This is a genomic window from Vibrio sp. 11-4(1) (assembly GCF_013048625.1).
In the GTDB taxonomy this organism is placed as follows: domain Bacteria; phylum Pseudomonadota; class Gammaproteobacteria; order Enterobacterales; family Vibrionaceae; genus Vibrio; species Vibrio diabolicus.
On the sequence record NZ_VHSY01000003.1, the window covers coordinates 148,544 to 163,340 of the forward strand.

General features: G+C 46.6%; 11 protein-coding genes. 2 read left to right on the forward strand and 9 right to left on the reverse strand.

What is annotated here, in order from left to right:
* Positions 1 to 3: 3 nt before the first annotated feature.
* From parE to nudF, 5 genes are all read right to left on the reverse strand, one after another.
* Positions 4 to 1,884, reverse strand: coding sequence for a DNA topoisomerase IV subunit B (parE, locus tag FKN16_RS07025; RefSeq protein WP_006743361.1), 1,881 nt, complete (start codon positions 1,882 to 1,884; stop codon positions 4 to 6).
* Between the two features lie 249 nt (positions 1,885 to 2,133).
* Positions 2,134 to 2,718, reverse strand: a complete 585-nt coding sequence (yqiA, locus tag FKN16_RS07030; RefSeq protein WP_170902357.1) for an esterase YqiA — start codon at positions 2,716 to 2,718, stop codon at positions 2,134 to 2,136.
* A gap of 47 nt (positions 2,719 to 2,765) precedes the next feature.
* Entirely contained in the window at positions 2,766 to 3,572 is an 807-nt protein-coding gene (cpdA, locus tag FKN16_RS07035; protein WP_170902358.1) for a 3',5'-cyclic-AMP phosphodiesterase, read from the reverse strand.
* A gap of 61 nt (positions 3,573 to 3,633) precedes the next feature.
* The gene (locus FKN16_RS07040; protein WP_005395930.1) at positions 3,634 to 4,077 is read right to left on the reverse strand and encodes a DUF1249 family protein; all 444 of its coding nucleotides are present in this window, start codon (positions 4,075 to 4,077) and stop codon (positions 3,634 to 3,636) included.
* Positions 4,077 to 4,727, reverse strand: a complete 651-nt coding sequence (gene nudF, locus FKN16_RS07045) for an ADP-ribose diphosphatase (RefSeq protein WP_170902359.1) — start codon at positions 4,725 to 4,727, stop codon at positions 4,077 to 4,079. The genes FKN16_RS07040 and nudF overlap by 1 nt, the downstream gene beginning before the upstream one ends.
* Before the next feature lie 229 nt (positions 4,728 to 4,956).
* Between nudF and tolC the strand changes: the two genes are divergently transcribed.
* A complete protein-coding gene (gene tolC, locus FKN16_RS07050) occupies positions 4,957 to 6,285 on the forward strand; it encodes an outer membrane channel protein TolC (RefSeq protein ID WP_170902360.1) in 1,329 nt (442 codons plus the stop codon).
* A gap of 178 nt (positions 6,286 to 6,463) precedes the next feature.
* Here tolC and hldE read toward each other — a convergent pair whose 3' ends face one another.
* From hldE to FKN16_RS07065, 3 genes are all read right to left on the reverse strand, one after another.
* Positions 6,464 to 7,894: a bifunctional D-glycero-beta-D-manno-heptose-7-phosphate kinase/D-glycero-beta-D-manno-heptose 1-phosphate adenylyltransferase HldE gene (gene hldE / locus FKN16_RS07055; protein ID WP_012842166.1), complete on the reverse strand. Its 1,431-nt coding sequence runs from the start codon at positions 7,892 to 7,894 to the stop codon at positions 6,464 to 6,466.
* A gap of 67 nt (positions 7,895 to 7,961) precedes the next feature.
* On the reverse strand, positions 7,962 to 10,805 hold the full coding sequence (gene glnE / locus FKN16_RS07060; RefSeq protein ID WP_012842167.1) for a bifunctional [glutamate--ammonia ligase]-adenylyl-L-tyrosine phosphorylase/[glutamate--ammonia-ligase] adenylyltransferase: 2,844 nt from the start codon (positions 10,803 to 10,805) through the stop codon (positions 7,962 to 7,964).
* A 113-nt stretch (positions 10,806 to 10,918) separates the two neighbouring features.
* Positions 10,919 to 12,175, reverse strand: a complete 1,257-nt coding sequence (locus tag FKN16_RS07065) for a methyl-accepting chemotaxis protein (protein ID WP_170902361.1) — start codon at positions 12,173 to 12,175, stop codon at positions 10,919 to 10,921.
* A gap of 105 nt (positions 12,176 to 12,280) precedes the next feature.
* On the opposite strand from FKN16_RS07065, the gene FKN16_RS07070 reads away from it, so the two are divergent.
* Positions 12,281 to 13,054 carry a potassium channel family protein gene (locus FKN16_RS07070; protein ID WP_170902362.1) on the forward strand — a complete coding sequence of 258 codons (774 nt, stop codon included), beginning with the start codon at positions 12,281 to 12,283 and terminating at the stop codon, positions 13,052 to 13,054.
* 40 nt (positions 13,055 to 13,094) lie between these two features.
* Here FKN16_RS07070 and FKN16_RS07075 read toward each other — a convergent pair whose 3' ends face one another.
* Complete coding sequence (locus tag FKN16_RS07075; protein ID WP_005395946.1) at positions 13,095 to 14,627, reverse strand: inorganic triphosphatase; 1,533 nt, start codon at positions 14,625 to 14,627, stop codon at positions 13,095 to 13,097.
* Between the last annotated feature and the right edge of the window lie 170 nt (positions 14,628 to 14,797).

Here is a 14,797-nt window from a genome sequence, read left to right on the forward strand (position 1 = left end):
CCGTTACACCTCTGCCAAGTCGCCGTTGTTTTGTAGCCAAGAACGACGGTCATCTGCACGCTTTTTGCCTAGCAGCATGTCCATCATTTCCATGGTCGCCGTAGAGTCGTCAATGGTTAGCTGCACTAAGCGACGCGTGTTAGGATCCATGGTGGTTTCACGCAACTGAAGTGGGTTCATCTCACCCAGACCTTTGAATCGTTGCACGTTGATTTTGGCTTTCTTCTTCGACAAGCGCTCTAAGATGCCATCTTTTTCATCGTCATCGAGAGCGTAGAACACTTCTTTCCCGCAATCGATTCGATACAGAGGCGGCATCGCCACATAGATATGGCCCGCTTCAACCAGCGCGCGGAAGTGACGAGTAAATAGAGCACAAAGCAGCGTTGCGATGTGAAGACCATCCGAGTCCGCATCGGCAAGGATACAGATCTTACCGTAGCGCAACCCCTCAAGGTTATCGCTGTCAGGATCAATCCCCAAAGCCACTGAGATATCGTGTACTTCTTGAGACGCAAGAACTTGATCGGCAGAGACTTCCCACGTGTTCAAGATCTTACCACGCAGTGGCATCACGGCTTGGAATTCACGGTCACGTGCCTGTTTTGCCGAGCCACCCGCAGAGTCCCCCTCCACAAAGAAGATTTCAGTGCGACTTAAGTCCTGTGCTGAACAGTCGGTCAACTTGCCTGGCAGTGCCGGGCCGGACGCCACTTTCTTACGTACGACTTTTTTCGCTGCACGCATACGACGGTGCGCGTTAGCGATACAGACTTCTGCCAATTGCTCTGCTAGCTGAGGCTTTTCGTTCAACCAAAGACTGAACGCATCTTTGACTACGCCAGAGACAAATGCCGCGGTTTGACGAGAAGACAGACGTTCTTTGGTCTGGCCTGCAAATTGCGGATCTTGAATTTTAACCGACAACACGTAAGAACAGCGGTCGAAAACGTCATCACCCGTTAGCTTCACGCCACGAGGTAATAGATTACGGAACTCACAGAATTCGCGCATCGCTTCTAACAAGCCTTGGCGTAGACCATTAACGTGCGTACCACCTTGAGCGGTTGGGATCAGGTTAACGTAGCTTTCGGTGATCATCTCACCACCTTCTGGCTGCCAAATTACCGCCCAGTTTGCCGCTTCGGTATCCGCCAAGAACTCACCAGTAAATGGTTCTTCAGGAATAACTGGGTAGCCTTTTACGCCTTCCGCAAGATAGTCTTTAAGACCGTCTTCGTAGTACCACTTATAGTCTTTACCATTAACTTTGTCGGTTAATGTAATCTCTAGGCCCGGGCACAAAACCGCTTTTGCGCGCAGGTTGTTGACTAGGCGCGTAACAGAGAAGTTAGCCGAATCGAAGTACTTCGCATCAGGCCAGAAATGCACGCTGGTACCGCGATTGCGACGACCACATGTGCCGGTTACGGTCAGGTCAGAGACTTTATCACCGTGCTCAAACGCAATTTCATACACTTGGCCATCACGACGAACGGTTACTTCAACGCGTTTTGACAACGCGTTTACTACCGAAATACCTACCCCGTGCAAACCACCAGAGAATTGGTAGTTTTTGTTAGAGAACTTACCACCTGCGTGCAGCTTGCATAGGATTAACTCTACGCCCGACACTTTCTCTTCTGGGTGGATATCAACAGGCATGCCTCGACCATCATCGATCACTTCTAGTGATTGGTCGGCATGTAGGATGACTTGTACTTTTGAGGCATGTCCGGCTAGCGCTTCATCGACACTGTTGTCGATAACTTCTTGGCCCAAATGGTTTGGGCGCGCTGTATCCGTATACATCCCTGGTCGGCGACGTACTGGCTCTAAGCCATTCAGTACTTCAATGGCACCAGCATTATATTGTTCAGTCATAATACGGAATTATTCTCAAAGTTTACTTGTTGCCTGAATATCACCAATGGGTGAACCCATACTCAGGAAACGAAAAAGCCACCCTGTTCACATCACTAAGTGATTGTAAACATGATGCATAACAAAGTAGCCAGGGTCCTCGACCCTTAAGATCTTTTGGCAAAACATAGTCGGAAAGCATACCGCCCATGTCAAGAAACGGTTGGATATATCAATAAAAACTATGAGCCTTTTCCAATCGCTTTCGAATTACAGTTCTAGAAATTCGATAATCTGTGCAGGATAACGCTCAAAGCCTACAAAACTGTGATCACCGCCTTGTTCTACTGTTTGCTTAGCGTCTGCAAACTTATCTACCGCTTGTCGATAGTCTAAAACCTCATCTTCTGTCTGCTGTAACAACCAGAAAGAATGTGGCGACGCGATGCTTTGTACATCAAGAGCTTTTAACTCGTCAATATGACAAGCTTCAAGTGTATAGGTTTCGTGCGTATAAGGGTTAGTTTGCTCACCCAAATAATCTACTAACAACTCATAAGGCTTAACTGCGGGGTTGACCACAACCGCTTTAAATCCAAACTTGTCATTTAGCCACATTGACATAAAGCCGCCTAATGAGCTGCCTACCAGACCAATGTTATAGTCGTCTTTATATTGCTCGATGATATCCAACAACATTTTCGCCGCTTGTTGAGGATAACAAGGTAACTGGGGAACAATCACTTTGATATCAGGACGATACTGCTCGCAGTATGCTCTCATCACATTGGCTTTCATTGAGAGTGGAGAACTGTTAAAGCCATGGATATACAGAAGAAGTGAAGGTTTACTCATAGATATCTCGCACAAAAAAGCGAGCCCGAACATAGAGCTCGGGCGCGTTAGTATCCGTTAGAAGAGAAGTCTGGTTGGAACTGGCCGTCAGGAAGTCGGCCCACTTGGGTCGTAATATCACCACAAGCGTGCAACTGCAGTTCACGCCAACCAGGCGAAGTCGTATCGAGGGCAAAATCATCCGAGTTAGGCTTAAACTGAACACACGTCGAGGGTGTTGCCATCACTCGAATGCCATTATGAAGCACATTCATATCTTGATGAACATGACCACAGAGAATGCCTTTCACGTTATCAAAACGATCGACAACCTGCCAGAACGCTTCGGCATCTTTTAAGGTATGTTGATCAAGCCACGCGCTTCCCACCAATAATGGATGGTGATGCAACAACACAAGTGTGTGCCTTTCTGGGTGTTCTGCTAACTTTTCTTCGAGTAACGCTAACTGCTGATCACTCAAGCGTCCGTGGGGAACGCCAACAACTTGCGAGTCTAAAAGAACCAACTGCCAATGCGCGCCAAGCAATACATGCTCTGCCGCTTTGATTTGTTGCGAAGGTAATACACTGCCCATATTGGGCTTGTAGTCATGATTACCAGGCAGCCAAAAGCAGTCTTTCTCTAGCGGTTCAATGCCTTCGGCAAAGCGCTGATAAGATTCTGCACTATGGTCTTGGGAAATGTCCCCTGTCGCCAAGATGTAATCAAACGCCACGTTGCGGCGTAAAACATCAGCAACAACAGCGTTAAAGCTATCGGCCGTTTTTACGCTCAGCAAACTTCCCTCATCGGCAGCAAACAGATGAGTATCCGTAATTTGTAAAAGTTTGATGCTGTCACTAGATGATTGCAAAATGAAAACCTGATTCGTCCACTATATCGTTATTTGTTATTTTCCTTTAGTGACGTGACGATCAATTGAAGGCAAGTGGTGTTCTACTGATACCACTTCGTAAACAAAACGTCAGCCATTCACCGAGGAATGTGTTTAGTTGATGCTTTTCATCTTTCTGCATCAGTTGGTCGTTGGGATAATCATACTTAGCTTTTATGCGAGAGAACTCTCCGCTTGAGCATACTTCGGCTACTCTCGCATCGTGATAAAGCCTGACAGACATCGTCGGTAAAGGAAACACTGGCGTTTCATCACTCTGACATATCTCAACAACTGTGGTGTATTTTGTGATTTCATTCACGGTCAGTTGATAAACCATGTTCGCCGCTTGATAGCAGCGTACATCCCCAACTTCGGCAGAAGCAGGCAATAAGGCGTTCAATTTAGCGTAGTTGGTCTCATAGGTTCTCATTAGACCCGCTAAATCAACATGATACCTCTGTTTTTCAGCCACTTGTGCCATTACTTACTCTCCACCATTTGGGGTTGCCCCCACTGCGACTTCAACTCTTGATGGTTTAATTGCAACCATTGCAACGCAATAATCGACGCACCATTTTCAAATTTTCCGTCTTTCACCCATTGATATGCTTGCTCACGACTCAAAACATGTACGCGAATATCTTCATTCTCATAGTCTAAACCATGAATGCCGTGCGCTTTAGATGCGTCCACTTCACCAACAAATACGTCCAACTTTTCCGAGCAACCGCCAGCTGAAGGATAATAAGAAGTGACTGGCGCAACACGCCCCACTTGTATCCCCGCCTCTTCGACAGCTTCTCGGCGAATGACGGCTTCAGCTGATTCATCACGGTCAATCATACCCGCGACAACCTCTAGCTGCCATGGGTGTTGATGCTCTAAGGCTCCTACTCGAATCTGTTCAATGATAACCACTTGATCCGTATTTGGATCATAAGGAAGCATCGCTGCAGCATGACCACGCTCGAACATCTCTCGTTCGACAACCTCGCTCCAACCTCCAGCAAATAGCTTATGCTGAAAGCGATATTTCACCATTTTGAAAAAGCCTTCAAATAAGGTTTCTTTCGAGATGACTTTTACATCTTGCGAAGTAAAATCCTTTTGTTGTTTGTCACACTGTTGCATTCGACACCTCTCTGAGTGAATCTTGTAGTTTACTCATTGTTATTCGCTTGCTCAAAGGACTTGGCTCAACTTTTTGTACAATAGTTACAAATTAATTTAAGTCTTTGGTGAAAATTTATTGCACAACTGGATAATTACGTGTAAAAAAGTGCAAACTTTAGAGTAAATATCGTGCAAATTGAGTTAAACTACTGAGAATTAACCAATCTATTGACCGCGGGAATAGAAAATGAAAAAATTGCTTCCACTATTTATCAGTGCAGCGCTAGGTAGCATGAGTACGTCTGCGTTCGCAGACTCTTTGGCTGAAATCTACGACTTAGCAAAACAAAATGATCCACAATTGCTCAGTGTAGCAGCACAACGTGACCAAGCTTTCGAAGCAATCACCTCAAGCCGTAGTGCTCTATTACCACAAATTAACCTAACAGCAGGTTACAACTTAACTCGTGGTGATACTGAATACGACTCAAATCTAGTCAATGACGTATCAAACGATGCCAACGCTCTAACCGCTGGTGTTAGCTTTTCACAAGCACTTTACAACCGCGCATCTTGGATCTCGCTAGATACCGCTGAGAAAAGTGCTCGCCAAGCAGACGCAACTTACGCTGCGACTCAACAAGCACTAATTCTTCGTGTTTCACAAGCGTATTTTGAAGTTCTACGCGCACAAGACAACCTTGTTTTCGTCCGTGCAGAAAAAGCCGCAGTGGGTCGTCAACTAGAGCAAACAAAACAGCGTTTTGAAGTAGGTTTATCTGCGATCACTGACGTACACGACGCGCAAGCTCAGTACGACCAAGTACTGGCGGATGAAGTGTTAGCAGAAAACGCACTGACTAACAGCTACGAGTCATTACGTGAAATCACCGGTCAAGAACACAAAGATCTCAACATCTTGGACACTCGCCGCTTCACTGCTAGCCCATCGACCGTGCCTGCTGAATCACTAATTGAAGAAGCAAAAACCAAAAACCTGACCTTGCTATCTTCACGTATTCTTCAAGATATCGCACGTGACAATATTTCACTAGCAAGTTCTGGTCATCTACCGACGCTGTCTCTAGACGGTGGTTACAACTACGGTGATACGTCTCATAGCTCTCGTGACAACACCACAGACAACTTCAATATCGGTGTGAACCTTGCGGTGCCGCTATACACGGGTGGTAACGTCACCTCTCAAACCAAACAGGCTGAATACGCGTACGTGGCAGCAAGTGAAGATCTTGAAGCACAATACCGCAGCGTAGTAAAAGATGTTCGCGCACAAAACAACAACATTAACGCCTCTATCGGCGCACTACGTGCTTATGAGCAAGCCGTTATTTCTGCGCGCTCTGCACTAGAAGCAACAGAAGCAGGTTTTGATGTGGGTACTCGTACTATCGTTGACGTGCTAGACGCAACTCGTCGTCTATACGATGCGAATAAAAACCTATCGAACGCTCGTTACGACTACATCTTAAGTGTTCTTCAGCTACGCCAAGCCGTTGGTACGCTAAGCGAACAAGACATCTTAGACGTTGATGCAGGTTTGAAAGCGGCAAAATAATTGCTGACTGAATGCTTCAGTTCTCAATAAATAAAAACGCCAGTTGATTTATCAGCTGGCGTTTTTTATTGCTTGCCGTTAAGAGACGAAAAGTATCTCAGAACATCAAGTATCAAAAAGGCCGCACTTGGCGACCTTTTACAAACAAATAGCGTTTCAATGCCAACAAATCGTAGGCTTAGCCCTTACCGCCTTTGATTGCATTGATGATTTCACTGGTTGAGCAACCATCCTCAAAGTTCAATACACGAACTTCGCCACCTGCAGCAATGACTTCTTTACCACCAGCAATCTCTTCTGGCTTGTAATCACCACCTTTTACTAGCAAGCTTGGCAGAACTTCCGAGATCAAACGTTGCGGCGTATCTTCACTAAATGGTACAACCCAATCCACAGCGCCCAAACCTGCCAATACCGCCATGCGGCGATCGGTTGGATTCACAGGACGACCAGGCCCTTTAAGACGCTTCACTGATTCATCGGTATTCACCGCAACAATCAGGCGATCACCAAGTTCTGCAGCGTGATTGAGGTAAGAAACATGCCCAGCGTGAAGAATATCAAAGCAGCCGTTTGTCATAACGACTTTCTCGCCACGTGCACGGGCTTTTTTCACTGCTTCAATCAGCGCTTTTTCTGAAATCACACCGTAATCCGTGTCTTGGCTGCCATGTACCGCTTCTGCCAGTTCAATTTCAGACAAGGTCGAGGTACCAAGCTTACCAACAACAACGCCTGCCGCAGCATTCGCTAGTGCACACGCTTCTTCGAAGGATTTACCCGCCGCAACTGAAGCTGCAAGTACAGAAATCACCGTATCACCAGCACCTGTCACGTCGTACACTTCTTTCGCTTGAGTCGGAAGGTGGAATGGCTCTTGACCACGGCGGATCAACGTCATGCCGTTTTCACTACGCGTAACCAGTAGCGCTTCAAAATCAAACTCTTCAACAAGCTGAAGTGCTTTTTCAACCAGCTCTTGGTCTGATTTTACTTTGCCAACGACATCTTCAAACTCTTTCATGTTTGGTGTTAAGAGTGTTGCTCCGCGGTAGCGTTCAAAATCCGCACCTTTAGGGTCAATGAAAACTGGAATGTTTGCTGCGCGCGCTTTTTGGATGTATGCCTGAACATGCTCTAACGAGCCTTTTGCGTAGTCAGACATAATCACGGCTTTAACGTTTGGCAGAGCGGCATCCATACGCGATAGCACAGGTGCAGAATCCGTGTTTTCAAACTTATCTTCGAAGTCGAGACGAATAAGCTGTTGTCCACGGCTCATTACGCGAAGCTTCGTAATCGTTGGGTAATCCGGCAGTGCAACGAAATCGCATTTCACATTGAGTGAGCTCAGCGTCTCCGTCAGCACTTTTGCAGGCTCATCTTCCCCTGTTAGACCAACAATGTGAGCATGGCCACCTAGTGATGCGATATTCATCGCAACGTTCGCAGCACCACCAGGACGCTCTTCATTGTTTTCTACTTTTACAACAGGAACCGGCGCTTCAGGAGAAATACGTCCGGTTGGGCCATACCAGTAACGATCTAGCATGACATCACCGATGATGAGCACACCAGCGCTGTTGTAATCAGGTAGAATTGGTTTCATTATTGGTCTCCAAAAATTAAATCGAAGTGAGTTTATCACAGCCCTTATCGAGGCTAAATATATGGTCTTAACTGAACCACTGATTCCAAGCCTGTTTTACCCACTCCCTTTCGGCAACAAACTTATCTTCCACCACATCAGCATCTAAATTGAGTAGATTTCTTCGGTGTATTTCGTTTCGCATTGTCGTGTAGGCACGTATCAACTGCATTGCCTGGTCTTCGTCCATGACATTTTGTGCAATCAGCGTTTCAAAGATGCGCACATTATCACACCAACGCGTTAATTTCGGCTTATCGTGACTATAGTTGAGCACTAAGTACTGAGCGAGAAATTCGATATCGGTAATCCCTCCCACATCTTGCTTGAGCATAAAACGGCCGGGCTTTTTCCCCCCAAGATGACCGCGCATTTTCTCTCTCATTTCGACAACGGCTTTTTTCAGTTCCGCCCGATCGCGCGCTTTGCACAACACATCATGTCGCGTATTGTGAAATGCAATAGCAAGGGGTTCATCGCCGTAAATCAAGCGCGCGCGCACAAGTGCTTGATGCTCCCATGTCCAGGCTTCTTGATGCTGATAATCGTCAAACGCATCGGTTGGGCTAACCAACAAACCTGACGCGCCAGACGGGCGCAAGCGGGTATCGACTTCGTACAAAATGCCGGAAGCGGTGCGAGTCGAGAAAATATGGATGATGCGCTGCGCTAGGCGAAGGTAGAACTGACGACCGTCGATTTCCTTCTTGCCATCTGTATAGACATTGACTGGGCAGTCATGCATGAAGACGATATCCAAGTCGGAGTTATAGCCGAGTTCCCAACCACCGACTTTGCCATAGCCAATGACGGCAAAACCCTTGCCTTCACGATCTTTTACATGCGTTGGCTCGCCGTATTTTTCGGACACTTGCAACCAAGCCTGACTGACCACAGCATCAACGATAGCTTCCGCCAAATAGGTTAAGTGATCACTCACTTTCATCACCGGCAATGCACCAGCAATATCCGCCGCCGCAATACGTAAAATGCAGATTTGCTTAAACTGGCGCAACGCTTCCATTTGCTGCTCCATATCATCTTCTGGAATACGGGCCAGATAATCACGCAGCTCTGTACGGTAACTGTCTAATGGGATTGGATTGTACAACTGTGCAGGGTCGATCAACTCATCGAGTAAGATCGGATACCGAGATAGCTGCTCTGAAATCATTGGGCTTGCGGTACACAAACGCACGAGCTGTACTAGAGCAGCTGGATGCTCATCCAATAACTCCAGATAAGTCGTACGAGTGCAGATATTGTGCAGTAAATGCAGCACTCGCGGTAAACCAAACTGTGCATCAGGGTGGGCAAACACCGCATCAAATACCTTCGGCATTAAACGGTTTAACACTTCGCGTCCACGCGGTCCTAACGTTTTTTTAGCCAGGTCGGTTTTAAAGTTGATGATGGTTTTCGCGCATGAAGCAAAGTCTTCAACCTGAATATCCTGCTGTAAGATATGCTCAAGCACATCTTGTTTGTTCGCCATATCCCATAGCTCATGAAAATGACGAGCAACCGTAGTACCCTCGTCTTCTTCATCATCACCAATTAACGACTCAAATACTTGATGGACATTCGCCATGTGCTGCTGAGTTTGCTCAATCAGTTGGTCCCAAGAGGTCATTTGCATCGCGGTAGCGAGCTTTAAGCGTTCGGTTTCGCAATCAGGCAGCGTCTGGGTTTGCTTGTCCGCCATCGCTTGCAACAAGTTTTCTAATTGACGTAAATACTTGTATGCGGCTTCTAGACTGCTGACTTCTTGCGAAGTGAGTAACGCCAGCTCTTCAATGCCTTGCAGCGTTTCCAACAACCCTCGATTACGAAGAGAAGGCTCGCGACCACCCCGAATTAATTGAAAAACTTGGGCGATAAATTCAATTTCTCGGATACCACCTGCGCCTAACTTAATGTTGTTGTTCAAACCTCGGCGGCGAACCTCACTACTGATCATCGATTTCATCCGACGCAAAGACTGAATCGCACTGAAATCAATATAGCGACGAAAAACAAAAGGACGCAGCATTTGGCGTAGCTCTTGGTATTGCGGGTACATTTCGCACCCCATCACTCGAGCTTTGATCATCGCGTAACGCTCCCAGTCACGTCCCTGTTCTTGATAATAATCTTCAAGCGCAGCATAGCTCATGACTAATGGACCACTCTCACCAAACGGACGCAGTCGCATGTCGACACGGTAACAAAAACCATCGAAGGTTTGTTGATCGAGCGCTTTGATGATGCGTTGACCAAGGCGAGTAAAGAACTGGGCATTGGCAATACTGCGGCGCGCGCCTTGTGTCTCACCGTTTTCTGGATACGTGAAAATCAGATCGATATCGGATGAAAAGTTTAGCTCGCCGCCACCCAGTTTCCCCATGCCGATAATCAACATCGGCTGTACTTCACCTTCCTCACTCGTCGGCGTTCCCCACTCCTGACAACACGCTTGATATTGCCATTGATAGGTTTCAAAAATCATCGCTTCTGCCAACTCGGATAAGTGGCTTAAAGACGTTTCTAGCGACCATGCATGCGTGAAATCCTTCCACGCAATGTACACCATTTCTCGGTTGCGAAACTGACGCAACACGCGATGACCAGACATCTCATCCGGACATTGTCCCAACAGTGCAGCAAGACGTGAGCGGTAAGACTCTTGACGACTTGGTTGCGCTAACATGTTTGGCAACTCACGCGCTAGGACTTCATCGCGATGAATGGCTTCGGTGATAAACTGGCTTAAGCCCGCCACATAGCGAAATTGCTGCGCAATCTCATCTGGCCAAAGGGGAAAATAACCTGCCTCTTGAGCATTTTGTACGGCAGATTCAGCGATAGAAATCAGTGGCGAAGGCAGCTGCATTTTTCTTCCTTGTTTGAAAAGCACGGTAACTCATTCTTTATACCAGACTTAAAGCAAATAAAAACGCCCACAAAAGGTTTGTGGGCGTTTTATCAAAAGTTCTGGATGGAATATTAAACTTGGAAAGATTTGATCTTCTTGTCTAACTCGCCAGCATTATTTTGCATCATTTCAGAAGTTTCTAGCAGCTCTGTCACAACCACAACCGAGGCCTCCACTAGCTCACGTACATTGGTGAGGTTTTGACTCATCTCTTCTGCAACACTGCTTTGCTGACCAGACGCCGTCGCGATCTGGAAGTTCATGTCATTGATTTGCGTCACTTGCCCAACAATACCATCGAGCTCAGATCCAGCATTAGAAACCAGCTCGTTTCCGTCGGCCGCTTCCACTACGCTTTTCTCCATGAGTTCTACAGCAGATTCTGCACTGGTTTGCAGCTGAGCAATCATCTCTTGAATTTCTACCGTCGCTTGTTGTGTACGCTGTGCAAGGTTACGAACTTCATCTGCAACCACCGCAAAACCACGACCCGCCTCGCCAGCTCGCGCCGCTTCAATAGCCGCATTCAGTGCAAGCAGGTTAGTTTGTTCAGAGATACCTTGAATCGTACCCACAACACTACCAATGGATTCAACACGTTCTTCGACCTGGTTAACCGCCTGCGCCGATGAAGCGATGTCCGACGAGAGTTCACTCATTTTCGCCATCGTACTTTGCAAGAACTGTTGACCAGAAATCGCTTGTGAGGAAGCTTGCTCTGTAAGAGAAGACGCCGTCTGAGCATGTTCTGCGACGGTTTGCACCGTCGACGACATTTCACTCATCGCCGTCGCAAGTTGGTCAATTTCGTTAAACTCTTCTTGCGCCGATTCCTTCGTTTCCGACATGCTCAGCGTCATCACTTCCGTGAGTGTGGATAACTCATCAGAAGCATTAATTTGCATTTGAATCACATCGTGCAATTGGCAACGTGTCTTTTCTAATTCACGTGCCACGTCTCCGTATTCATCTTTACAATCCATACCAAATGGCACGGAGAGGTTCTTGCTCGCCATCAGTTTGATTGCGTCGCTCAGATACTGTGTTTGACGCAGCATCACTCTAGCCGCCGCTAATAAGAGCACGACAAAAACCACAATCAATAAGGCGGTTTGCCAAGCAACTTGCGTTAAGTATGCTTCGTAATGCTGTTGGGCAACTTGCGCGTTTTGTGTCGCCGCTAAAAGTGAATCGTAAAAGGTGTTCGCGTCCCACAGTTGTTTTGCCACTATCAGGACAGTACTGAAGACCATCAACATGACCATTTTAGGAACCAGTCGAATGTCGGATATGACCCTTTCCCATGGCTTAAATGCCAGCTTTTCCATTGTCAGTTCTCCACCGAGTCTTATATAGTCTTTATCTATAATCTTTATATTACTTATAGTTATGTTCGCGTTTAGCGTGGTTACGCGATTTATTTCGAGCTTCGTATGAAAAACAATGATATCAAAGACAGCACACGACCGATGGGCCTGTTGTCACTAATATTGTCTTTTATGGCACTATTTGTGATCTCTGGCTTGTTGTTTTTCCCGATCGATCACGAAACCCGTCAAGTTCTTATCGGTCTGGATTTCATAATCTGTAGTATTTTTCTATTACAGCTCACCATTGATTTGATCCGGTCCACAGATCGGTGGCTATTTCTTAAACGTCATTGGATAGATTTCGTGGCGAGCATCCCATTAATAGAGCCACTGCGCTTTGCTCGTATCTTTCATATTCTTCGAGTGGTATTAGTACTGCGCTCGTCGAAGTTCATTTTGCATCAGCTCAAAGAAAACCGCCGCGAAACCACGGTCGCCTCAATATTACTGTTGATGGTGATCCTCATTACGCTCGGCTCTAGTGCAATGCTGTTTATCGAAGCGAAAAACCCAGAAGCAAATATTCGCACTGGCGCCGATGCTTTGTGGTGGGTATTCGTAACGATCTCAACCGTTGGTTACGGCGATCATTATCCGGTGACCTCAGTAGGAAAGTTTTTAGCCGTCATCATCATTGTTTGTGGTGTGGGGATCTTTGGTATGATTTCGGGTCTTATCACCTCTATCCTTACTGCCCCGACAAAACAACAGACGCACAGCTCAATCAATAAAGAACGTATGCTCGAGCAGCTTCTAAACCAACAAGCGCAAATACTAGAACGACTCGATTTCATGGAAAAAGAGCTGCAACAAAGCAAAACAGAGACAAAAAAATAGGACCATGCGGTCCTATTTTTTGTACAGGTACTCAAGGTGATCATTCACGCCAATAAGGCTGAACTTCCACACTGATCGCTCGGGTTTGATCCATTGCATGCAAAATTGAACGCTCTTGACGGTGCAACCAGCGTTCTAACTGCTCTTTTTCTGCGTCTTCCAACATATCAACCAACGGAAGTAAGTGGTTCAGCATTAGCAGATCATCGATACCATGCACCAGATCCGCCCATGGCAAACGGAAGCTGTTACGCTCATCCGAGTTATATAGACTCGCGAAACCAATACCAGTATAGAGATTACGTAGCAAGCGATAGCGCTGATCAACGTACTCTTGCGCCGTCAGGTCGCGCTCTGCAGGGAAAGCTTCCATTAGTTCTGCCCAAGTGCGATCGAGCTGAGTGACTGAAAACGGCATGATATTACTTGCCATTTTTTCGCGCGCTTTTTCATCAAGAAACGGCTGCCAGCCACGCGCTAAGATCCAGCGACTAAGATCCAGCAATAACCCGGTGTAACGCGCGGAATTGAGCAACCCTAGCACTTCTTCACGGCTTGGCAGCTCTTGTAACTGCTGAGTCAACTCAGATACTAAGAACTTACGCGCATCCAACTTACGCAGCACATTGCCTTTGTCATCTAAGAGCTCTTCAAGGTGTGCATGCTCATCCAACCAACTCAGTTCTTCTTCCAACCATTTAAGCTCTTGGCGCAGAATCGCACTCGCGCGACGAGGGACAACACCACCAAAAATGGTCAATGTTTGACGAATAAAACGAATGGCATTGCTGATTTCACGTAGCGCTTCCACATTGTCACGCTCAGCATAAATTTGCTCGTGATAATGCCAGTGAGATAGGGCGTGTTCTAAAGAGTTGATCAAGCAGTATTCAACGGTATCCGTCGGGCTACTGTCCACAAGCGCCAACGATTTTACTTCATCACCTGCATAGCCACTTGCAAGTCGATAGCCTTTCGCCGCTTTACTCAAGTTACCCAAACGCATGCCACCTTGCTCGCAAAAGCTACGTGCTAGTGTAAATAGGGCATCGGTTTGGCCCGATTTAAGTTCCAGTTCAACTTCGCAAATCGGTTCTTGTTTCTCTTCCCCATCTTCACCTTTGGCGACGACCATACCTTGGTCAAACGCCACTTCTATTTGGCTACCGTCTGGCATGCCAATCAGCCACTGTTCACGTGTGAAGTTGGTCGAGAATAACGGCATAAGCTCAGATTGCAGCGTTGCTGCGTCTTTACCTGGCGGCCAAATGTCTACAGGATGAAGCGACAGATTAGGCTCGTCGCTAGTGTGCTCAGCATTGTATTCTGGTCTTTGATGTAAGCCTGCGACGACGCGTCCTGCTGTCTTTACGGTTTGGACGAATACATCATCAAAACGGCGAATTCTTAAACCAATGTCGTGCTTTCTCAGCCATTTATCGGCGGTATCAAAGTAGGTGTTACCCAAGTCACGACAACTATGCTGAAGTACTTTTGTCTCAGAAATTTTTTCTTTTAAAGTTTCTGAAAATTCAGGAGAAACAAAAAACTTCAGTTCTATTTCGGTTTCCATAGCTATACCTTTCAAAGCAGATAGAAACAGGATATTGCGTAATTTCTCGCACGGCAAGAGAGAAATATCGCCGGAATGATGATCTAAAACAGTTTTAATGAGCGATTTAATGCGTTACCATGCGCGCCTTTATAGCCATCGTTCAACATTTCGCCAAGCACTCAGAAATG